The 22,839-nt window shown below is 55.5% G+C and carries 15 protein-coding genes, 1 pseudogene and 1 riboswitch; of the genes and pseudogenes, 5 read left to right on the top strand and 11 right to left on the bottom strand.

Annotated elements, in window-relative coordinates; all coding sequences use genetic code 11:
• Positions 1-241: 241 nt before the first annotated feature.
• From ACR0NW_RS12590 to ACR0NW_RS12635, 10 genes are all read right to left on the bottom strand, one after another.
• The gene (locus tag ACR0NW_RS12590; RefSeq protein ID WP_480791874.1) at positions 242-1,273 is read right to left on the bottom strand and encodes a linear amide C-N hydrolase; all 1,032 of its coding nucleotides are present in this window, start codon (positions 1,271-1,273) and stop codon (positions 242-244) included.
• 349 nt (positions 1,274-1,622) lie between these two features.
• Entirely contained in the window at positions 1,623-2,258 is a 636-nt protein-coding gene (locus ACR0NW_RS12595) for a hypothetical protein (RefSeq protein WP_480450247.1), read from the bottom strand.
• 63 nt (positions 2,259-2,321) lie between these two features.
• Complete coding sequence (locus tag ACR0NW_RS12600) at positions 2,322-2,642, bottom strand: hypothetical protein (RefSeq protein ID WP_480450245.1); 321 nt, start codon at positions 2,640-2,642, stop codon at positions 2,322-2,324.
• Positions 2,643-2,882: 240 nt separating this feature from the next.
• A complete protein-coding gene (locus ACR0NW_RS12605) occupies positions 2,883-3,887 on the bottom strand; it encodes a FecCD family ABC transporter permease (RefSeq protein ID WP_480450243.1) in 1,005 nt (334 codons plus the stop codon).
• A gap of 1 nt (position 3,888) precedes the next feature.
• Entirely contained in the window at positions 3,889-4,836 is a 948-nt protein-coding gene (locus ACR0NW_RS12610) for an ABC transporter substrate-binding protein (RefSeq protein WP_480450242.1), read from the bottom strand.
• 18 nt (positions 4,837-4,854) lie between these two features.
• Entirely contained in the window at positions 4,855-5,640 is a 786-nt protein-coding gene (locus ACR0NW_RS12615) for an ABC transporter ATP-binding protein (protein ID WP_480450240.1), read from the bottom strand.
• On the bottom strand, positions 5,637-5,993 hold the full coding sequence (locus tag ACR0NW_RS12620; RefSeq protein ID WP_480450239.1) for a DUF1636 family protein: 357 nt from the start codon (positions 5,991-5,993) through the stop codon (positions 5,637-5,639). Before ACR0NW_RS12620 ends, ACR0NW_RS12615 begins: the two co-directional genes overlap by 4 nt.
• A gap of 102 nt (positions 5,994-6,095) precedes the next feature.
• Positions 6,096-6,303: riboswitch (cobalamin riboswitch) on the bottom strand.
• Between the two features lie 165 nt (positions 6,304-6,468).
• Complete coding sequence (locus ACR0NW_RS12625; RefSeq protein ID WP_480450237.1) at positions 6,469-6,741, bottom strand: DUF6525 family protein; 273 nt, start codon at positions 6,739-6,741, stop codon at positions 6,469-6,471.
• Positions 6,738-7,373: a DUF1826 domain-containing protein gene (locus tag ACR0NW_RS12630; protein ID WP_480450235.1), complete on the bottom strand. Its 636-nt coding sequence runs from the start codon at positions 7,371-7,373 to the stop codon at positions 6,738-6,740. The genes ACR0NW_RS12625 and ACR0NW_RS12630 overlap by 4 nt, the downstream gene beginning before the upstream one ends.
• The gene (locus tag ACR0NW_RS12635) at positions 7,370-8,581 is read right to left on the bottom strand and encodes a GTP-binding protein (protein ID WP_480450234.1); all 1,212 of its coding nucleotides are present in this window, start codon (positions 8,579-8,581) and stop codon (positions 7,370-7,372) included. Before ACR0NW_RS12635 ends, ACR0NW_RS12630 begins: the two co-directional genes overlap by 4 nt.
• 104 nt (positions 8,582-8,685) lie before the next feature.
• Between ACR0NW_RS12635 and ACR0NW_RS12640 the strand changes: the two genes are divergently transcribed.
• Both ACR0NW_RS12640 and ACR0NW_RS12645 read left to right on the top strand, forming a co-directional pair.
• Complete coding sequence (locus tag ACR0NW_RS12640; protein WP_170653092.1) at positions 8,686-9,090, top strand: Rrf2 family transcriptional regulator; 405 nt, start codon at positions 8,686-8,688, stop codon at positions 9,088-9,090.
• 394 nt (positions 9,091-9,484) lie between these two features.
• A complete protein-coding gene (locus ACR0NW_RS12645; protein WP_480450232.1) occupies positions 9,485-10,405 on the top strand; it encodes an ABC transporter ATP-binding protein in 921 nt (306 codons plus the stop codon).
• A gap of 84 nt (positions 10,406-10,489) precedes the next feature.
• On the opposite strand, the pseudogene ACR0NW_RS12650 reads toward ACR0NW_RS12645, so the two are convergent.
• A pseudogene (locus ACR0NW_RS12650) lies at positions 10,490-12,414 on the bottom strand (DUF3604 domain-containing protein).
• A 390-nt stretch (positions 12,415-12,804) separates the two neighbouring features.
• Here ACR0NW_RS12650 and ACR0NW_RS12655 point away from each other — a divergent pair.
• The 3 genes from ACR0NW_RS12655 (at position 12,805) to ACR0NW_RS12665 (ending at position 22,655) form a co-directional block, all read left to right on the top strand.
• On the top strand, positions 12,805-14,892 hold the full coding sequence (locus tag ACR0NW_RS12655; protein ID WP_480450231.1) for a tetratricopeptide repeat-containing sulfotransferase family protein: 2,088 nt from the start codon (positions 12,805-12,807) through the stop codon (positions 14,890-14,892).
• Positions 14,893-15,130: 238 nt separating this feature from the next.
• The gene (locus ACR0NW_RS12660; protein WP_480791875.1) at positions 15,131-21,037 is read left to right on the top strand and encodes a hypothetical protein; all 5,907 of its coding nucleotides are present in this window, start codon (positions 15,131-15,133) and stop codon (positions 21,035-21,037) included.
• A 442-nt stretch (positions 21,038-21,479) separates the two neighbouring features.
• On the top strand, positions 21,480-22,655 hold the full coding sequence (locus ACR0NW_RS12665) for a glycosyltransferase family protein (protein WP_480450229.1): 1,176 nt from the start codon (positions 21,480-21,482) through the stop codon (positions 22,653-22,655).
• The last annotated feature ends 184 nt before the right edge of the window (positions 22,656-22,839 follow it).

Here is a 22,839-nt window from a genome sequence, read left to right on the forward strand (position 1 = left end):
ATCCATGTCTTTCCTGCCGAAATTTGCAGACCGAAGGATCGGGGGGCAGCATTCTCCGCTTTGCTTGAGGATCCCGCGTTGGAACGGCGTTGTTGTGTCGACATCAACAACTGACGGGGTTGATGATAAGTACCCCGTTCGTTGGTTTATTCCATGACCGGCACCGTGTCTTAGGCCGCGATCCTGATAAGATTGCGGCTGACTAGGCATCGCGCTATCTGCAATCCAAACCAGTCTGGACTTAATTGCTCGGCGTCATATCCACGATTGTCGGCTCGCGATCGCCACTCGTCTCAAAGACGATCATTTCGTCACCCATGGCCGCGAAGTCGATTTGCTTCATATCGACCATGTGAATCGTCCTGTCATACATCGTGTGATAGTAGTAGATGAGGTTTTCGGAGTCGCTGACTGTCGTGATTTGCGTAGCGCTGTAGAGAATATCATCCGACTGGACATCATCCTGCGCACCTTCTGCGGCATCGGGGGGAATGTTGAAATTGTCGAGAATTCGAAACGCTTCGCGCACCGTATCGTAGCCGCCTGCGGTTTCACGCGCAGTTTGTGAAAACGCCACCGCGCGAATAAAGCGTGACGGAGGAGTGAAGTCACCGGGCAAGCCGATCATACCACTTCCCGCCCCTAGTGGAGCAAAGGTAACACCGCTGACCTCAACCTCCGGAAGGCCGATTGCAGACAAGTTGACGTAATTATTGAGGTTGGTCATGTGCCAGTCATAGGTCGGTGAATTGGTGATAACACCAAGCGGGGCCTCAAAGACGGTCAGTTCTCCATCAATGTACTCGACGACGATCCGCCCGCCAAAACGATCTGCCACCAGCATGTGAAAAGGAAACGGAAAGCCAAGCGTCTCATCCACCACACCTACGACACGAATGCCTTCAAGACCGGTTTGTGCTTCTTGAACCGTTTCGAATTGCGACAGGACATAGCTGGCCAGCAGGTCACCGGGGATTGTGTTATTAGCCTGGTCAGGAAGATATTCCTGATACTCCGTGTAACCAGGCAGGTAAAACAACCCTGCAGTCAAACCCGCCTCATTTATCCCGTCAGCAGGTGCGCCGTGATCCAGCATGCTGACGCCCACCATGCCAAAGCGACCTGTCCAGGTCGCGCCTTGCTGTCCGTCCGGCATCGCACCCGCATTGTAGGTAAATCCGCTGGGAATAATGTTGATCTTCGTTTCCAGATCGAATGGCCCCCATTCTGCGGTTCGTGCACGAATGATGCTGCCATCAGCCCCAGTTAGCATGATCCCGGTGCAAGCCCACGCCATTGATACTGAGGCGATCAACGCGATGCTTGCACGAGTAGTCGCCTTTAATAACCTGTGTAACGTCAATGTTCTTCTCCTGCAGAAAGACTCTGGACGGATAAAAGTGAACTATCGTGATGATAGTAACTCGGCAGGCTGCCGTGCAGGTGACAAATTCACCAACCCTGTGAACACTGGCAGTACTGATAACAGTCTGACACCGTCAGATCAGCAACCCGAAGCATACGGAATGGAATAATGCCGCACGCGAGTGACTGAGTTGTCAATCTGCGCGTCCTTGGCATAACAGACGCAGATTTTCGCGAACAACGGCGCGACGCAGATTTTAGTCGTGGTAAAACGTTCCGACGCGGCGACCGCTGCTATCATAGACATAGCTCACGCCACCTCCCGCACCAACACCCAAGAGGAGGAGAACAGCCCACCACCAGTCTCCAAGCCACATCAAGGTGCCCAGAAGGTAGGCAAAAAGGAACGTGGCCAAAAGAAATCCCGCGAAGGTAAGGGCAAAAATGATGAGGCCCAGTCTGAAAACCCTGCCACTCTCGAAAGCACTGTATTTGTCCTTCGTGGCGAAGGCGATGCCGATGTTAAGGATAAAGAGTGAGATGGATGCAACGAACAGTCCCAGTCCCCAGCCGCTCATTGGCAATCCATACGACCAGCCCCTGAAGAAACTGCCGAGGAACCCGCCGAAATCGGCAGCCGTCGGAATATGGAGTACGTAGGGGGACGACCACGCCCCATCCCCATAGTAGGCCGCAGATATCCAACCGGAAATAGCGGGGTTGCTGAACAGTATGGTGAAGGCTGCAAATGTACCGATCATGCCCAAACGGGCGTCACTGTTCTTAGTCAGGTTACTGATAAAGCTCAGGTTCCAGCCCACGGTAACAACCATGAGTATGAAACCTGCAGCCATGAGGAACAGATTAAATAGCAGAATCAACAGGGCTTCCACGGGGTGTCTCTTTCAGGGGATTTTTGGGGCGATAGGCGCTGGGGCGGGCGCATCCGCCGATGGTCAGGACTCCCAGGCACACAGCGTGGCAAAGTCATTCTGCCAGCAGGCTCCATCACGGTACAATCTGCCCAGCGTGCTATTTGCGCTGCTTTCATGGTCGCTCCAGGCGGCCGTGCCGATTTCATCGCCTTCGAGATAAAAGTACACAAAGGCGGTACGGTCATCGATATCCGCCGCAAAGAAATCCCCACCACCCATTGGGTCGAACACACATGGCCCCTGCATCTCGATCACGCCATCGATTTCGAGATAGCAGATCTCGGCATTTGCGACCGCGGCAGACAAAAGAAGAGCGGTTGCGGAAGCAATATAGTTTTTCAAAGTTGGGGTCCTTTCGAAAGCTCGATACGAGACCCCATCTGAACACAAATCGTGGTGAAATTTTGGCGGCCACAAGGGTTATCCACCAATGCGGTTTTTCTCCAGTTTTTAGATCCGCTTAGGGGCTGAAAACGTCTAACAGATTCTCGTGCGGACAACGAAATCCCATCAGGCTTTTTTATTACAGGTATCCAAATTCGTATGACCCAACGGGTTCACAATACACGAGCAAATTGGTGATCACCTGGCCGTTCTGAACAACAGCAGGAACACAAAAACGGATCCGATGGATGTTGTGACGATCCCGACGGGCAGTTCCTGCGGTGCAAGCAAAAGACGGCTGAGTATGTCTGATCCGGTCAGCAAAGCTGCCCCGACGATCGCCGCAGTTGGCAAGAGCTGCCGGTGCAATGGTCCGGCGATTCCGCGTGCGATGTGTGGGACCATCAGGCCAACAAATCCGATCACGCCTGCCACCGAAACGAATAAAGCTGTTGCAAGGGCGGCGGTGAAAAACATGCTGAACCGCAACCTCGGCACCGGCACACCCAGCGTCGCGGCGGTCAGGTCTCCGGTCAGCAGCGCGTCCAGCCAGCGGCTGCGAAAAAGTGAATAGGACAGGATCAGCAGCAGCCCGGCGCAGACCAGCGGGAATGTCTCCCACCGGGCAAGACCTAGCCCACCCAGCATCCAGAAAATGACCGAATGCGCGGCGCGGTTGTCGCCTGAAAAGATCAGATAATTCGTAATGGCGGAAAACAGGAAGGAAACCGCAAGACCGGCAAGGATCAGCTTTTCCGGTGCATTTGTGCGCAGCCCGTGAACCAGTGCCAGCACAATGCCCGACGCCACAAGCCCCCCGCAAAAGGCCGCCAGTGGCAGGGTCCAGAACCCCAGAATATCTCCGGTGACTGTTATGACGAACACGGCCCCTGCAGCGGCGCCAGAGGAAAGGCCAAAAAGGAACGGATCAGCCAGATCGTTGCGCGTTGTCGTTTGCAGGACGACACCAACGATGCCCAGCCCCGCACCGATCACAGCGGCAAACAATGCGCGCGGCAGGCGCAGGTCAAATACGATCCGGTGCAGCGGCGACATATCCCCATCGCTTAGCCCCGTTCCAAGCAGAACGGCGGTGATTGTGTCGTAGACCGGAATGGACGTGGTGCCGTAAATGGTTGAAATCAGCAAGAGGGCGGCCAAAACGACCGCCCCCAGCACAAGTGTCAGACCGGATCGGCCCATATCAGTTGAGACCCGGATGCATGGCCTGTGCCATTTTCGAGATCGCTTTGATGTTCGCCGGTCCGGGGGTCAGCTCTTCGTACCGTAGGCCAATCCAGCGCTCGCTCTTCACGGCGTCGGTCTGGGACATCACCGGATGTTCCTGAAGAAACTTGAACGTGTCCGCAGCCCCGTTTCCAGTTTGATAATCCAGCAGCACCAGAAATTCCGGGTTCGCGGCGGCCACCGCCTCCCACGAGGTACGGCCCCAGCTGGTGTCCATGTCATGCGTGACATTCTGACCACCAGCGGCGGTGATCATCGCGTCCGGGATGGCGAATTTGCCCGCGGTAAAGGGCGCATCCGCAGGGCCATCCAGCAGGAAGACGCGCGGTTTGGGCAGGTCTGCGGTCTGGGCTTCAAGCGCGTTCAGCTCTTCCTTCCAGCCTGTGACCAACGCCTCAGCCTTGTCCTCGACCTGCATGACCTTGCCCAGCCGCAGAACGTCGTTGAACAGCAGGCCCATGCTGGCCTCGGGACGGTCCTTGTCCAGATGCACGCAACTTTCGGTCAGGATCATGGTCTTGATGCCAAAGGGCTCCAGCGTGTCCGGCGTGACGTCGCCGCCCGGCTTCATGCCGTAATACCAGCCAGCAAAAAACAGGTCAGGTTCGACCGCAACAAGGTTTTCGACTGTTGGGTATTTCGGCGCCAGTTCCGGGATATCACCGCGCAACTTGTCGAATTCCGGGCTGGTCTTGTACCAGCCGGTGATGCCGGTCAGGCCGACGATCTTCTCCTGCAGACCCAGCGCAAAGGCCATGTCGGTCATGTTCATGTCATGTACGACCAGCCGTTCGGGCTGAGTTTCGAACACCAGCGGCTCACCACAGTTGTCGACGCTGACCTCCTGCGCGGACGCGGCGCCTGCCATGGCTGTGACCAGCGCCACGGACCAGATGTGTTTCATTCGGGAATGCTCCTTGGTTTAGGTTGAGACTGTTGTTCTTCGGATATCCAGCGCCGGGATGATGCGGCCTTCGTGGTGAAAGCACAGGTAATCGACGCCAAACGTGTCGCGGACCCGTTCCGGGGTCAGTACATCGGCCACGGGGCCAATTCCCGTAAGCCGCGTGGATTTCATCAGCGCCACATGGGTGGCGAATTCGGGGATCATCACCAGATCGTGGACGATCATCACCACCGTGATGCCCAGTTCGGCGACCAGCGACAGCATCCTCCCCTTGGCATCCGGGTCCAGATGGTTGGTGGGTTCGTCCAGAAACAGCAGTGAAGGATTCTGTGCCAAAGCCCGCGCTATATGGGCGCGTTGCCGCTCGCCCCCGGACAGCATTGCCATTCGTTTGTCTGCCAATGCATTCAGGCCGGTCAGGTTCAGTACCCTGTCCAGTTCTTCAGCGTGTTCTGCAGCCGAACGGTCGGCCCGGATCGGAATCTGACCCATCGCGACGTAATCCCGTAACAAAAGCCTGCCATCGGGAAGCTCTTGCTGACTGACAACGGCGATCATCCGGGCCCGGTCTTTGGCAGGCATCTGTTTCAGGCTGCGCCCCTTGACCAGAACGTCGCCCAGCACGATCTCAGCCGTCCCGCACAGCAGGTTCAAAAGCGTTGTTTTGCCAGCTCCATTCGGACCGGCAATTGCCAGTATCGCGCCCTCGTCCAACTCAAACGAGGCGTCCTGCAGCAGGACATCACCATTGAGCGCATAGTATTCGAGGTCCCGCGCAACCAGAAAGGTCGAGGTCGTCATGATGGCTCCTCCAATTGGATCCCAGGCAAGCGTGAAAGCGTTTTTGTAAAAAGTGGACCCGGCCGGTCGGAGGCATTGGTCCAGCCATCCGGGCTGTGGTGGTATTGCTGCGCAAATTTGGCCAGCGCTTCGATGTCATCCTCGCTTTCAATGTCACCGAACAGATACTGAGCTTTACCGACGGCCTGAAATCCGACAGTTGTTGGCTGCGCGCAACCGGCCATACAGGCAACTGTGCGGATAGCGAATCCCGTGGGCAGCTTACCGGTCAGCGTATTGCGCATGGCCCCAACAGACAGTGCGCCGCGACAGGTCGAGCAGATCAGAAGGAAATGGTCAGGTGTTTCCGGCATTGTCCGCTCCGCTTAAAGCCAAGCGCGGACAGAAGGTGCCGATCATGTAAACACGTGTCAGACGTGCCATCAAAGCCTCCTTCCAGGACGCCCCGCCCCGGGTTGGTTAAACATGCGATGGCAGGTCTCCTGACTTGCGGATCGTCGCTTGGCCATCCTTCCCGGCCCTATTGGCCAGTGGTTGTTTGGCGTCGCTCACCGCTTACAGTTGCGGGGGCAGTTACGGACTTGGCACCGACAGGCGGACCGCACCGTATTCCCTTTTCATCCCCTGGGCGTACCATGGGGAACCATCTGTACCCTGATTGTCTTAGACCGGATGCCTTGTCAATCGGGACCTGAGTCAAAACCTATCAATTGCATCTTTTGCGTTCGGCGTCGTCAAACCGGTTCCATGAAAGCCATCGATCGAGCGGTGCCAAAAGCCGCATGTTTAACAACAACAGGCCGTGATGAATGAGACATGAGTTCTCCTTCACGTTCGGGACATGAGTTTGAAAACGGTGGATTGCCGGTCACGGGCAAGCGTTCTGGCTTCGGCTTCGCTTAGGGACCGAAGTGTTTCCTCCGCCGTGAGACCGCGGGCCCGCGACTTTGACCAAATGCGTCGCGCGGATGTGGGGGACCATGGCAAGGCTGCTTCGGACAACCAACGCCTCAACGGCGCCGGCAAGCCGTCAAATGCAGCCATTGGATCATCGGAACGCCGCTTGCGTCGTAGACTGCATTGCCCGAGATTCCGGCTCATGCTTCGTCGTCCGGGTCGAACACGGGGTCCAGCACCAGTACAAGCCGGGTCTGACCTGTACCCTCAATTGGCGGCGAGCGATGCAACAGCCCTGACGATGGCTGTTCGGGCCACAGCGTCCCCCGCAAGAGAATTGGAGCACCGGTTTCAACCGTGAACACATGTGCTGGATCCGTTCCATCCTGCGAAATACCGTACTGTGTTCCGGTACCGCGATAAGTGCAAACCAACCGCGCGGTAATCGCATCGATATGAAATCTACGACAGGCGTTGGTGGTTACAACATCCAACCGCAGTCGCAGGTACCTTGCATTCAACAGGTCCGAGAACATGTCAGCGAGGGACACGATATCATCCTGCAACCACTCTCTTTCAGGAGTGTCAGGCAAACCAGACAAGTCGCAGAGGTTCGCCAGGGCATCCCTGACCGCGTTCGACGGCAAAATGACCCGTCCGCGTGGCAGAACCTCTGGATCAAGCCTGTTCAGCCAGCTTTGGACGTCAGCAGGTGCTTGCCTCCGCCAAATCGCAGCAGCGCATCCGGGTTGAAGAAACGTGGCGAATGACGATGGGTTTTCCGCGACCGCGACGCCAATGGCCGCGTCTTTTTCCAGCGTTTCGGCAAAGTTCATGCGGCATCCTCCACCCGTCGCCAGATTGGAAACGGGTCCGGATAGTCGGGCAATGTGTCGGGCCCCATGGCTGCAGCTGCAGGAACAAGACAGGCATCCAACCGCGCCTTCAAAACCGGCCAGTCAATGCCCGCTCCGATGAAGACGATTTCCTGACGACGATCACCCCAGGGTTCTTGCCAGTGGGCCTGCATGTAGGCTTTCGCACTGTCATGTGTAGGGCGCCGCTCCTCCGGTACCGACGCCCACCAGGTGCCCAGCGGTTTTACACTGGACAGCGCCCCGGCCAGCGAAAACTCAGCTACCCAGTCGGGTCGTGTCGAGATCCAAAAGTGCCCCTTGGCCCGGATCACCCCTGGCAGATCGCCGTTGAGGACTTTCAAAATGCGCTCGGGAACAAACGGAAGCCGTGCCCGGTATACATATGAGGTGACGCCATATTCCTCGGTCTCTGGCACATGATCGGCAAAACCGTACAGCTCCTTGGCCCACATCGGATGCTCATGAGCTTGTTCAAAATCAAAGAGGCCGGTGTCGAGAATTTTCTCGGCGGCGACTAAGGAGTGATTTGTCTCGATGATCTCGGCATCCGCATTCAGGCTGCGGATGATCTTGCGCGCTGCGTCGACCTTATCCGCCCCCGCATCGTTGACTTTGTTCAAAACCACCACATCAGCGAATTCGATTTGATCCGTGAGCAGATGGACGAGTGTGCGTTCGTCTTCCTCGCCCATCGTTTCGCCCCGATCCCGCAGGAAATCATGAGAGGAATAGTCGTTAAGGAGATTTACCGCATCAACAACTGTCACCATCGTGTCCAGCCGTGCCACGTCAGACAAACTGTTGCCGAACTCATCGCGAAAGTCGAACGTTGCGGCAACCGGCAAGGGTTCGGAGATACCGGTGGATTCAATCAACAAATAATCAAATCGGCCTTCTGCTGCCAGACGGCGAACTTCGTCCAACAAATCATCACGAAGAGTGCAACAGATGCAGCCATTCGACATCTCAACCAGCGTTTCATCCGTTCGGCTAAGTTCGGTATCGGCCCGCACCAGATCAGCGTCGATGTTCACCTCGGACATATCATTGACAATCACCGCGACCCGCCGCCCTTCACGATTGTTCAGGACGCGGTTCAATAGCGTGGTCTTGCCCGCGCCAAGAAAGCCGGAAAGGACGGTGACAGGAAGACGAGTATCTGACATGGGTTGCTCCGAAAGGTGCCTCGAGAGTCATGTAACTCTCATAGTTACTAGACGAATGCAACAGTCATTGTTACGTGTGACGCCCGCTTGGAGAAGAAACACAAATGAAGCGCAATAGTCGCCTGTCCCTCGCCCTGCACACGCTAAGCCACATGGCCGGAGATCCGGATCGTGTGAGAACCTCGGCAGACATTGCCGAGCATTCCGGGACGAACCCGGTGGTAGTACGCCGTGTCTTGGGACGCCTCCGTGACGCAGGCCTGTTGACCTCGGAAAAAGGCCACTCAGGTGGATGGCGTCTGGCACGCGAACCAGACAGCATTACCCTTGCAGATGTGTATCTTGCACTGGACGAAAGCCTGATCGCGTCCGGCAACGAAGATCACGCTCCGGAATGTTCAGTGGAACATGCCCTGCACCGCCGCGTTTCGAGTATCATGACGGAAATCGAGCAAAGCCTGATCAGCCGTCTCAGTGAGACCACGATCTCCGAAGTCAGGGGCAGATAGGCCCTGATCAACTTTCGCAGCAAGCTACCATGCAACTACATAGCGTGGCCAGCAAGGGTGCCTGCACCTTCAGAGCCGCCTTGGCCCGCAAGGCAAATCAAATAGCCAGAACACCAGCGATGATGCGGGGGTCAACAGCACCCCCAGAAAAGGCACCAGAAATGGCAGCCTAGCGCGCTCGTATTGGTCGAAGGATATCTTTCAGACACACACGTCGCTCACCCTGAAACATTGCCGGACGGCACGACAGTTGCACGGCGCGGTTGAGATTATTGGCCTGCCATAGATTTAAACAACCCATTCGAATATATTGGTTCAAGTTACTCAAAGCGCATACAAAATCAGCACTTGTCATTAATAATCAGAGCGCTTGTTTGGGGGAAGGACGGCTCGAATGATCCAGTTTTACAAATCTATTTGGTTAGCAACAGGTCGCAAGCAAACAATCAACATCCTGCTTTCCCTCGCCATTGCAGGGCTTGCCGCGTTACCCTTGAATTATCAAAAAGAGTTAGTGAACGGGCTGACCTACGGTTGGATAACGAAGTCCCAACTGGTGACACTTGGATTGGCAATGGGCGCGGTTATTCTCCTGAGTCTCGCTCTCAAGTGGGTGCTTGGTTACCTTTCCAGCCGGTTAGGCGAGGATATGATCCGCAACCTGAGAAACTCCATTTGTCATCCAACAGACGACGATATCGAAGATGCGCCGCCGATCTCACAGGGAGAGATGGCAACGATGATTTCCGCCGAAGCAGAACAGGTTGGGAAATTCTCGGGCAGCGCCCTGTCCGAGCCTTTGTTGCAGGCTGGTACACTTGTTGTCATTGTCGGGTACATCGCAACGAATGACCCCGCGCTGGGGCTCATCGCGTTGCTCATGATACTGCCCCAAGTTGTGATCGTCCTGACCGTGCAAAGCCGAGTTAATGCGCTTGTCGCTGATCGGGTTCATATGCTCAGAGGTGCCGCCAAACAACTGACATCCGGTGACCAACCAACCGCAAGTATTTCCACCCGGTTCGATGATATCTATGAGACCCGTTCCCAGATCTTCGTTTGGAAACTTTCGTCCAAATTTGTCCTGAGTGCCATCAACGGCGCCGGAACAGTGGCTGTCCTGATTGTTGGTGGCTTACATGTTCTGGACGGCAGTACCGACGTAGGGACTGTGGTCGCCGCAACGGTCGGCCTTGCCCGCCTGCAGGGGCCAACCAAACAGTTGATCGCGTTCTATCGTCAGGTCAGTGCCACTGCAGTGAAGTTCGAGCTTTTAAGGGATGCAGGTGTTAACATGGACACTCGTCTCACCTAGCAGCGCGTAAACCCGACAGTATCATTCGTGCTGCCGGTCCGAACCCGAGTTGAGAATTGAAGCCACAGCCGAGGCTGTGAAAAACTACTCGGGGCTGTACCAGATTGGCGACGTGTAGGCGCGGTCCTGAACTTCTGCCGGAACGTTTTCAGGCAATGGGATATCATAAAACGCAGCATCGATAGTCGTCCAACGTGGTTTCGGAATTTCGATCACCCTGACGTAGTAGAAGGCATTATGAGCGGGATCGAAATCCGGATCCTGCCAGTAGGCGTCAAGTGCCACGGCACCAATTGAGTTACTGTAAGTTGCATTCTCGATATTGACGGTGGACCCAACCGGTTCCCGTGCGCGTCCGTCCTCGCCGATAACCCGGTCACCGGAGACGGCGACGTCAAAGACGCGCTCGTGGGTCTCGCCATTCGCATCAATCCAACCTTTGATGACTTGGACACGATCGAGGTTTGCGCCGTCCGGATCGCGCAGGGCGCGGATCAGGAAGCCTGGAGATACCCCGTCGGGCGCCTTTGCAAGATCACCCCCCATAGGCACACCGTTCCGATACCCTTTGGAAACAAAATCCGAGGCGCCCAGGTCTTCAGCGTCAAAGTCCCAGCCGCCAAAAACCCGTACCCGCATTCTTGGTCCGGTTGTGGCATAGGCTTCCTTGCGCTTTATGGCCCCGTGGACTTCCTCCCGCGTATTTTCGCGCGCCCAAACAGCGGTGAGACCCGCGGCTGATTCCTGAGCCGTAATAATCCGCAGCGCCGGGTCTTCCGCAGGGATTACATCAAAGTTATGGCGGTTCGCTGAGGGTTCGGTGTGCTGGTACTTGCCAAAGTAATTGTCTTCCCGCGTGGTCGGAAGGGCGGTATGCGTGTCCGTCGTACCGTAGAAGCCGAACTTGTAGGGATTGACGCCAACTTGCTGCTGGATTTCCAATCCGACTTTCAAAGCTGAGCGGCCGTATTCGTAGCGCAGCATCTCAGGCGTTTTGGCGACGGTTCCAGAAATATTTGCAACGTCCCAGGTTTCAAAATCTGCAAATTCGTCGTCAGTGAAAGAAGCGGATGCGTTTCTTCATCACCCTTGATCTGGGTCACTTCGTGCATCGGTTCCCAACGAATACGTTTGGCGGCGTACTCAGCATCCATGGGCGATCCGTCGAATTTGGTGGGCGCAAACATAATCCCGTTTGATATGTTTCCATTGTGAGGCACGGAAATTGCGCTGCCGCCTGTTTCCTCTTCGTAGGCGGCCAGATAATCCCAAAGCGGCTCGGGATCTTCGCTTTCAAAATATGTGAAAGGTCGAGTCCGGCTCGTTTTCTCCGCCCCGTCGCCAAACAGTACGACGCGATGGAGGTTGTTTCCGAGCGGTGTTGATGTCCATTCATATCCCGCAAGTGATGTGAACACACCGGGTTCGTAGTACTGATCAACTGTTTCAACAATCTGCTGCCAAAGATCGCCGTCCAGATCGAGACCAGCCGTAGGGTCGCGGCCTTGAACCGCAGCAATTTCGATAATGTCAGCAAAAGCGGCCATGCGACCCTCTTGCCCGGAGTTGAACCGCTCATAAGTCAGGCGGCCCCACTCATCTGCCAAAAGACGGGGATCAGCTGCGCGAACAGCCGTCGCAAGCCCCAACATTTCCGCGTGTTCAGTGATAGCTAGGAAGTCGAGAGGCCTGATCAACTGCACTGGCTGGCCGGTATTCGAGGTTATTCTTCCCCCGCGCGCCACTCGAAATGCGTCATGAATGTTCAGGGATGTTCCGACAAGCCCGGCGTCAAATGAGATTTCAGTGTGAAAATGAAGATCACCAAAGAGAACTTGATCCGGATAAGATCGGTCAACGAACGGCGAGTAGTTCTGTGATGGCACAGCGTCGTTTGGTGGAATTTCGCCTTCAAAGGCGTCTGCGCCATTGGACATTATCACGACTGACAAGATCGAAGCGCCCGTCAGATTCATTAACGCAATCATTCTATCCATTATGACCCCCATGCTGATATGCAATTGAGACAGAAAATCTTGGAAGAAACGCTGAATAGGATCATGCACGAACTTCTGATAAAAATCAAAAAACTGAATGCGTGCTAAAGCCTAGCTCCCAACTTCTTGCGATTGATGTCCGATGCGCCATCTAATTTGCAAATATGCGCCATCTCTAAGCTCCTGAGTCTTTGATGCCCTAACGCCCGGGGCATCAACAGGGGCGATGCGCATCCTGCAGGCTTTGATCCAGACATTGTAACCCAAAGCCAACCCATCGGCGGATCAATCGAGGCGGCGCCGCCAAATGCTCGGGTCACAATCTTGACCAGACAAATTTGCAGTTGTAGATGGCCTAACGAGGCGTCCCGCCTGTCTTCTCTGGCTAAAAAAGGAATGCCGATGACCAGCCAGCAACAGATTTCGGTGCAGGATGCGTTTGATCAGGCAATGACGCATTATCAAGGTGGGCAACTGCAACACGCCGCTTCACTGTTGTCGCGTATTGTGCAGGCCGTACCGGAACATGCTGCAGCCCATCAGATGATCGGTCTTATCGCCTTCCAAGCCGGTCAGTTCGAACCAGCAATACGCGCCATGAACGAGGCCGTCAGATTGCAGCCGGACAACGCGAATTTCCTGACCAATTTCACCGAGATACTTCGCAGCGCCGGCAATCTGGAACAGGCTGTTGAAATCGGTCATAGGGCCGTTCGTCTTGCGCCCGGCAGCGCAGCTGCGCACTCCAATCTGGGTCTGGTCTGTTATGACCTGGGAAACCTCGCTGACGCAGAAGCGTCGCAGGAAAGAGCGCTGGCGCTTGATCCCGAATTCGACCGGGCGATCAACAACCTTGGAAGTATCGCACGCGATAACGATGATCGCGAAAAGGCGGTGGTACTGTACCAAAAAGCGCTCAGAATTAATCCGCGCTCCAACGAAACGGCCAACAACCTTGTTTCTGTTCTGATTGAGGCCGAAAAAATCGCCGAGGCCCGCGCCGTGGCGGAAAAGCATCTGGAACGCGCCCCGCAGGATGCCGAGTTGCATCGGAATCTGGGCCGTATCTTCCTGCTTGTGCCGGATTTGGACAAAGCCGAGAAGTCTTTTCGAAATGCGATCGCATTGAACGGGCAGAACGCAGAAAGCTATGTGGGATTGTCACAGGTTCTTTATGAAAAGAACCACCCCGGCCTTGCCCTGGTCGAGGCCAAGCAAGCGCTGCGTCTTGATGCGGAAAGCGCTACGGCCTTTCATCAGATGGCCATGGCGCAGGCTCAGCTTGGTGACACTGAATCCGCGATAACCTGCTATCTGAAAGCCTTGGATTTGAAACCTGACATGACAGCCAGCAGACTGGCGCTGGGTCATCTGGAAATGGAACAGGGCGACTTTGAAAAGGCCCGGCAGCATTTTGAAGCGGCTTCCGACGCGGCCGACGACAAACTGGGCGCATTGCTTTCGCTGGCCAGACTGGAAGAAATGACCGCTGACAGCCCCGTGTTTCAGGCGATGGAAGCAGCGATGCCGCAAGCGTCAGAGATGTTGCCACATAAGGCCACCGCCTATCATTACGCGATGGGTGAGAGCTATGAAAAGCTGGGACGATTTGACGAAGCGTTCGAGCAATTTTCCTTGGGCGCCCGGGTAAAACGCTCTTTGATTGAGTACGATCCCGCCGAAAATGATCAACTGACGGACGCGTTGATAGAATGCTTTGATCAGAACATGATCGATCGGCTGCGCGGCTGCGCGGTTCAAAGCGACCGGCCGATTTTTGTCGTTGGGATGCCACGGTCGGGGACCACGTTGACCGAATCCATCCTGAATTCGCATCCGGAAATTTTTGGAGCCGGCGAGCTGAACGATCTGCAGAACCTGTTTGGCAGAATGGGCGACGGCCTAACGAATGTACCTCTGGCCCTTCGGTCGCTGCCGGACGACAAGCTCAGGCAACGCGCAGAAGATTATGTCGAGGTGTTGACGCAATTCGCCCCGGACGTCCCGCATGTCGTCGATAAAATGCCTGCCAACTTTCAACTCGTTGGGCTGATTCATGCGATCATGCCAAACGCAAAGATCATCCACATCTCCCGCGACCCGCTGGATACATGTCTGTCATGTTACACACGTCTGTTTGAACGCAGTCAGTTACATAGCTACGATCAGGTTGAACTGGGCCGCTTCTACAACAATTACGTCCGACTCATGAGGCACTGGCGCACGCTGCTGCCAGAAGGTTCATTCCACAGCATTCAGTATGAGGCGCTGATCGACGATTTCGAGGTCGTCGCGCGGGGTTTGATCGATTTCTGCGGATTGCACTGGGACAATGCTTGTCTGGAATTCCACAAGAGCAAACGCCGGGTTCGCACCGCCAGCGTTCAGCAGGTTCGCCGACCGCTCTATTCCTCTTCGAAGGCAAAGTGGAGGAAATACGAGCGTCATCTGGGCCCGCTGATCGAAACAATCACGGACGCCCGTATTTAGCTCTGACCCTGATTTTCACATGGCAGACGGTTTGGAATCTGCCCTGAATGCACTCGCTGAAAATCTCGGATCTGCCTGTATTTCCCTCAATATATCAAATTGATACACGATCGGAGGCATTGCCGGCGATCCATTTTGAATATCTGGTGAAGACTCTTGATGTTCGCCACAATTCCGCCGGGATTTATTCTTAGGCCAATTAAAGAAAAATCAAAAAAGACCTTTTTGGGGGACTTCGGTGAATACAGGTGGATTGCGGCGGTCCGTGCAGACGCACGTGGCCAAAGGTGGACGAGTTGTCAAATGGAAAGGTCAGATTGCAAGCATAGCGCCTTCGGTATTCCTTGCCTCAGCCGTGATCTCAACAGCGCCAGCTGGCGTGGCACAAGCAGAGGTCATAGACACGCTGCGAACCACGCCCCAAAACTTTACAAATGACGAAGACATCAGCATCACGCCAACAGGCGCGGTGAACGTTTCCTCGGCCACGGCAACCGCTGTCACATTAGATACGACTTATTCCAGCGCATTGACCAACGACGGCACTGTCTCTGCAACGGGCAGTTCGCAGGCAGTCGGATTGCAGCTGAATGATCAGTTGCTGCCCACTGGTCAAATCGCCAACAACGGCGCAATCAGTGCCTCCATTACCGGCGGTACGGGCAACGTCACTGCCCAGGGCATCCTGATTGATGCGGATGCTAACGGGGCGTTTTCGAATACGGGAACCGTGTCGGCCAGCGCATCCGCAATTGCTGACAATGCAGTCGCAACCGGCGCCCGTTTTGAGAATGGTGTCGAGTCCACCGGATCCGTTTTGAATGCCGGGACAGTCTCGGCTGTGGCAGCAGCTGGGTCGTCGAATGCATCGGCGACGGCACTGCTGTTTGGGGATGACGTAGACACCACGATCCGGAACACCGGAACCCTCAGCGCAACGACAACGGGCGGGGCTGCTGTTTCGGTGGTCGGTGTCAATGTCGATGGGACTTTGAACGGCAACTTAGTCAATTCTAATGCGATCAACGCACGGACCAGTTCCGGGGCAGACACAGCGCAGGCCGTTGGTGTCAAGGTCGCCGACGGCGTGGCGGGCAATGTCACGAACGCAGGTAACATCACTGTAGAGGCGCTTAACAGCCAAACGAACTCGGACGCCGAGGGGGTTCGCGTTGACAATGGCGTGCAAGGGAATGTGACCAATACAGGGTCAATGACTGTTGTGGCCTCGGGCTCTTCGGCTGCGGATGCCGATGGCTACTATATCAGTGGCGGCCTTACCGGGAATTTTCAGAATTCCGGCAGCATTTCGATCGATGCGCAGGGCGGCAGCGATGACGTGCGTGCCGATGCCTTCTTTGTCAGCGGTGGAATGACGGGTGACATTACCAATTCCAGCACTGTCACGGTCAATTCATTGGGGTCTTCGTCGGTTAATGCGGACGCGTTTTATGTTAGCAGTGGTCTGACCGGCAACTTCGTCAACTCCGGCAGCATCGCCGTAAAGGCCGAAAGTGGTTTCAGCGAGGCGGATGCGGACGCGTTCTACGTCACCAGTGGCATGACCGGTGACATTACCAACAATGCAACAGTCACCGTCGAAGCCGTTAGCACGTCAAGAGCAAGCGCAGATGCGTTCAGTGTCTCAAGCGGGCTCGATGGCAACTACTCGAACACAGGTACGGTGTCGGTTGACGCTAGCGGATTGAGCCAAGCCTCTGCATCGGCGTTGCACGTGGCTGGTGGCATGGATGGAAACATCTCGAACTCAGGCACTGTCACCGTGTCCGCTTCGGCGACTACGACTGCTCACGCGGATGGCTTCGATGTAAGCGGCGGTCTGACGGGGAATGTCAGAAACACCGGTACAATTTCGGTCAACGCGACGGGCTCGAACGAAGTTCGCGTCAACGGGATCGACATTGCCGGAGGTTTGACAGGCCACGTCTTCAACAGCGGCACCATTACGGCTGAAGCCAACGCCAGTGGTTCCAGCGGGCGCGCAAATGGCATCGATATCACAAGCGGTATGACCGGCAACATCACCAACTCTGGCAGTATCATCGCCAACGCACGTGCGGGATCAAATACGGCAAACGCCGCAGGTGTACGCGTCGGAAGTGGTCTGACCGGGAATTTCCTGAACTCTGGCAGCATCTCGCTCGATGTGCAGGGCGGCATCGACTACACGGATGCAAAGGCTTTCTATGTCAGCGGTGGAATGACGGGTGACATTACCAATACCAGCACGGTCGCGGTCAATGCCTTGGGGTCTACAACGGTCGATGCGGATGCGTTTTATGTCAGCAGTGGCCTGACAGGCAGCTTCGTGAATTCCGGCACCGTTACGGTAAAAGCCGAAAGTGATTTCAGCGAAGCGGATGCTGATGCCTTTTATGTCAGCAGCGGCATGACCGGTGACATTACCAACAACGGAACAGTCACCGTCGAAGCTGTCAGTACCGTGCGGGCAGAAGCCGATGCTTTCGACGTTTCCAGCGGGCTCGACGGGAACTTTCTGAATTCCGGAACAGTTTCGGTTACCGCGAATGGTGGGTCCACCCGCGCCTCTGCGTCTGCATTGCACGTGTCGAGTGGTATGAACGGAGACCTGACGAATTCTGGTACGGTCACAGTGTCAGCAACAGGATCCACGTCGGTACGCGTGGACGGTTTTGATGTCAGCAGCGGTCTGACGGGGACTGTTACGAACAGCGGTTCGATTGTCGTCAACGCCACGGGTTCTGACGAAGTTACGGTCAATGGTGTCGACATTGCGGGCGGTCTCACAGGGCACCTTAACAACCTCGGGGCCATCACGGTCAAAGCCGATGCCAGTGGCTCCAGCGCGCGCGCCAGCGGTGTGGACATTACCAGTGGCGTGACGGGCAACATCCGCAATTCAGGCAGTGTCACGGCCGTTGCGCATGCAGGATCGGCATCAGCTGACGCCGCCGGAGTGCGCATCGGCGGGGGCCTTGACGGGAATATCACCAACACAGGCATTATCCGTGCCGAATCCGTCGTGTCATCGTCGGACGCTTTCGCATTTGGTCTGGTGTCTTACGGTGACATCACCGGAAACATCACAAACGGCGGCACGGTTTCTGTGTCAGCCAAAGGTGCGGATACGGCAACGGCTGCGGGCTTTCGCGTCAACGGTAACCTGACGGGCACATTTTCCAACTCCGGCAACATATCTGTTGCGGCCACAGCGTCTGACTCCAACCACGAAGACGTCATGGTGATGGGTCTGGATGTAACGGGCCATGTGCAGGGCGGGTTCAGCAATGCCGGTACCCTGTCGGTGAAGGCCACCGGAGAGAACAAGCAAGCCTATGCCTATGGTCTGTACGCCCAGGACGGCGTGACGGGCGCTGTGCAGAACAGCGGCCTCATCCGCAGCGAGGTTGACAGTGCCACCTCAGCCGACGTGTACGGCATCCGGATTGACAATGGGCTGGACGGCGCGTTTTCAAACACCGGCACGATCCAGATTGTCGGGCATACCGATGAGGATGATCTGGATGCCTATGGCGTCGCCATTCGTGACGGTGTCAGTCAGGACGTCAGCAACAGCGGCCTCATCACGTTGCAAGCAACCGCCGGAGAATCCGCCGAGGCGATCGGGCTGAGGCTATCCGGTGAGGTTGATGCAAACGTCATAAACTCCGGCACGATTGCGATCGTGACTCAAAGCGAAGACGAAGATGCGCTTGGCTATGGTATTTCGGTCGTTTCGGGTCTGGAAGGGAACATCGTCAATTCGGGCGCGATCTCGGTTCAGGGTATTGGCGCGACCGAAGCCACCGTGGCCGGTGTCTACGTCAACCGGGAATGGACCGGAGCGCTGAACAATTCCGGATCCATTCAGGCAGTGGCGGATGCAGGCGAAAAGCAAGCCGTGGCCTATGGCCTTCTGACCAGAAATGGCGAGGTTGTCGCCGATATCGACAATTCCGGGTCCTTAAACGTTCTGGCCAATTCTGACGACGAATTTGCCAACGCCTATGGGGTTTACTTCGAGAACGGACAGGCCACCAGCAGCGTAAGCAACGCCGGTTCGATAATGGTTAATGCCAACGCGGACCAGGAGGCGATAGCGGCAGCGATTTACGCAGACAACGGGTTGAGCGGTGACTTCCTGAACCAGGGTACGATTTCCGTTGGGGCCAATTCAGCCGACAAATTTGCCGAAGCCTATGGTCTGTATGTCGGCGCTGATGGCAGTGATGGTGATTTCAATGGCGACATCGTTAATGCAGGCTCTGTTTCGGTGTTAGCTGCAGCCCGTGAGGAAGCCGAAGCAACTGCGTTCAATATCGATGAGCGGCACGATGGCAGCTTCTCGAATTCAGGTAGGGTGACCGCGCAGGCCACATCACAGGGAACCGAGGCCGAAGCCTTTGGGCTTTATGCCGGAAACGGGGTCAGCGGCGATATCGACAATAGCGGTACGATCTCGGTTCAGGCCAAAGGTCACAGCGCCTATGTGGGTGGCGTCTATATCCGAAACGGCCTTGATGGTGGGTTGAACAACTCGGGCACGATCACCGCGCAATCCGTTTCGGAGACCGAGGATTCCAGGGCGCGTGGTATCTACGTGCGCGGCGGGACCATCGGCACCGTTCAGAACAAAGGCGGGATCACAGCCATTGCCCAAGGGGTCGAAAGCGCGCGGGCTCAGGCCGTTCTGCTGTACGATACGATGTCCGGCAATGTGATCAACTCGGGGACTGTAATGGCGGATGCCACACTGATCAACGCAACAGACAATGCCAACGGCACTGCCGCAGGGTTCTATATCGAGGATATGCAGGGCAATTTTGCCAACAGCGGTGTCATACGGGCAACCGCTGCGGGTGGAGACATGGTCAACGCCTACGGTCTGTATTTCGAGAACTTTGACGGAGAAATCACGGCGGTAGGAGATATCTCTGCAGCTTCTGAGTCCGGTGATGCCTATGCGATCTATCTGGGAACCGGCACCGGGACCTTGAATGTAGATACCAAAGACAAGGTCGGTGGTCTGATCCGTGTTCAGGATCACAACGTCAATCTGGACGCTGTTGGCGGCAGCACGGTGTTGCGGTTCGAAGACGCCGCTGCGGTTTCGGGAGTGTTCACCACCAAGGTATCGGATGGTCGGTCCGGCTGGTTCGTGCAGGACGAAGGCGGTGCCGCACCGATCTATGCCAGTGTCGATTCCTCTGAACTCCTGAACTCAGCCGATGTGACGGCGTTTTATGGCAGCGTGATCAATGGATCTGCGAGCGTGTTGAGCTACGGCGGGCAGGCTCAGGTCACGCGAAATGCCACAACAGGGCGCGTCTCGGGCGTCAGCTTCGGCCCCTTCCGTCCGTATGTGACTGTCGATGCCGCAGCCCGCCAGTTCGAGAACGTGCCCGGAGTCGACACTGACGTCACGGTGTTTGACGGCAGCGTGGGAGTGTCCGGACAGCTGGACAATGGTCTGGCACTGGCGCTGGGGTTGGGTGTTTTCCGCTCGAACGGGGATACCGACACCACCGATTTCGACACGGATGGTGTGTATCTGGATGCCTCGGTCGGTCGTCAGTTCGGATCGTTCACGGTCGAGGCCGGGCTGGGCTATGGCTGGTTGTCGACCGAGCGGTCGCGCGAAATCACCGGCAGTACTGATGCTAACGCCGACTACGACAGCAATCTTATAACGGCTTATCTGGGGGTCGAACGATCCCTTGATACCAGCAACGCGTTTGGACTGCTTGGCTTTGGCGAGGTGCGCTATACCCGCCAGGACGATGATGATTATACCGAAACCGGCTCGTCCGCTAAAGCAACGGTTCAGGACAGCACGACCGAAGTCATCGAAGCCCGGTTGGGTGTCGAGGCTGATTGGTCGCTAAGTAGTGGTGGTGTCCTGCTGGGTCAGTTGTCGGGTGTCCTCCGGCGCAGTCTGGGCGATACCGATGCATCCGTGACGGTGTTTTCAACAACCCAGAACCTTACGTTCCCGTCCACGGATTTCACCGGCGCCAGTGTACTGGTCGGGTATGAGCACGAATTCGTTCCCAACATGTTGTTCGAAGTCAATGCCGAACAGGAATTCGGCAGCGACGCACAAGGGCCATATTTTCAGGCCGGCTTGAGGTGGACGTTCTGACCAGAATGGAACAATTGCAAACCTGTTGTTCGTGAAAGTCAGACGTTCATTTTGGCGATAGTGCCAACACGGGTTGCGATTGTGTCGGTATACCGAAAGCCGGGATGGCTCCGGTTGCCGACCCCCTCCTCTGGGATCGCCAAACAGGTAGAACAATCATGGGCGCTTTTTGGGCCTACCAAATTACAGGCAGACACCTCTGTTACTTGAATTTTCAAATCTGGCGCCGACTGGATAAACTGGCAAAAATCGACAAGTGCCTTTCCAACTGTCACGCGCCTTATTTGAAGTTAAGAACTGTGGCAAAGTCGATCTGGCTACAAAACCAGAAGCAAAATTCAACTGTCGTCACCCAGTAATCAAGCTAGTAATCTCGCCGCTACGAATCGTAGATTCAAGAATTCCATCTGGTAAATCCAGGCCATAGAATAAGGCAAAATCGTTGAAAACAATCTACATTGTAACCCCTGTGTTTAACGGTGTTGAGTTAATCGACCGCTGCATCATGCACGTAGTGATGCAGTCCGGGCCTTTCCGCATTCGGTACCACGTTCAGGATGGTGGATCGACCGATGGCACAATCCAAAAATTGGAAGCGTGGAAACAAAGACTCGCAACAAATTCCATTCCGATTTTCTGTGAAGCGATAGACTTCTCATTTACATCCGAGCCTGATGGATCAATGTACGAGGCAGTGACCAAGGGGTTCGAACACCTGTCAGAAGCGCCAGACGACGCCTTTTTGACGTGGATTAACTTTGATGACTTGTTGTTGCCTGGCGCATGCGCACTGGCGGCGTCGTTGGATCAAGAGCTCAGCTCCAGTGAAGTTTCTTGGTTCACAGGAATACACAATCACACGGATGAAGCGGGCCGCCCAACCAGATTTTCTTCCCCTCCTCTTCCGCAAGACCTAATTGCATGCGGCGCCGCGGACACAATGTTGATGACAACAATTCAGCAAGAGGGAACATTCTTTCGCAAATGGCTTTGGGATGCGGTCGATAAGAATGAAGCTTTTTCCGGTTTGAAGCTTGCGGGCGACTGGAACCTTTGGCGATTGATGGCGCAACATGCACCCCTTCACCAACTGCTAGGAATTATGACAGGGCGCTATTCTAAAAGGGAAGGCCAGCTTTCGAACAACCTTGAGGCCTATCTTTCGGAGGTTGATAAGATCTGTTCGAAAGCAGATCGAATTTCCGATTTCGAATCCAGCTTGAAACTCGGAAACATCTCTACACCCAGCATCTGGCTGGACCGGCAAGAAAACAAGTTCAAACTGGTAAAACGCGCCGTTTCCCAGGCTGACCTCTTGTCGGTTGCTGTCAAACAAGTTCCCGAGTTGGAAAACTGTCTTGAGCAGGATCGAGTTTCACAAGACAAAACGCAGAAATCTCCGGAAGGGACTGGATCGGATAAATCGCCTGAGCAAGTCAAGGATGCGTTGAGGCGGTTACAGCAATTCGAACTATTCAGCCCAAACAGGATACGAAAGTTGGCAGCGGGTGCTCCTCCGGACGAGTTGGATTGGCGGAAATCATTTCTTAAGGCACCCCACAAAATTTCCAAATGGAGCGCCATCCGCAGGGCACAAAAACGATTACGGCAGAGCTGAATTGAATTTGTCTGCTGTCGCCGAATGATCCGCGCGCAGCGACATTAAACGCCACGGCCTTGGGCTTTCGGATACTTGCCATGATCGCAGGACATATATGCCCGGCGCGTCGCTAGCTATGGCCGTTCTATATCCAAATAATACGGCGATCTAATTGGCAATGCCGTCCGCTGCGCCGCTTGAA

This window comes from Ruegeria sp. CF5 (assembly GCF_056537325.1).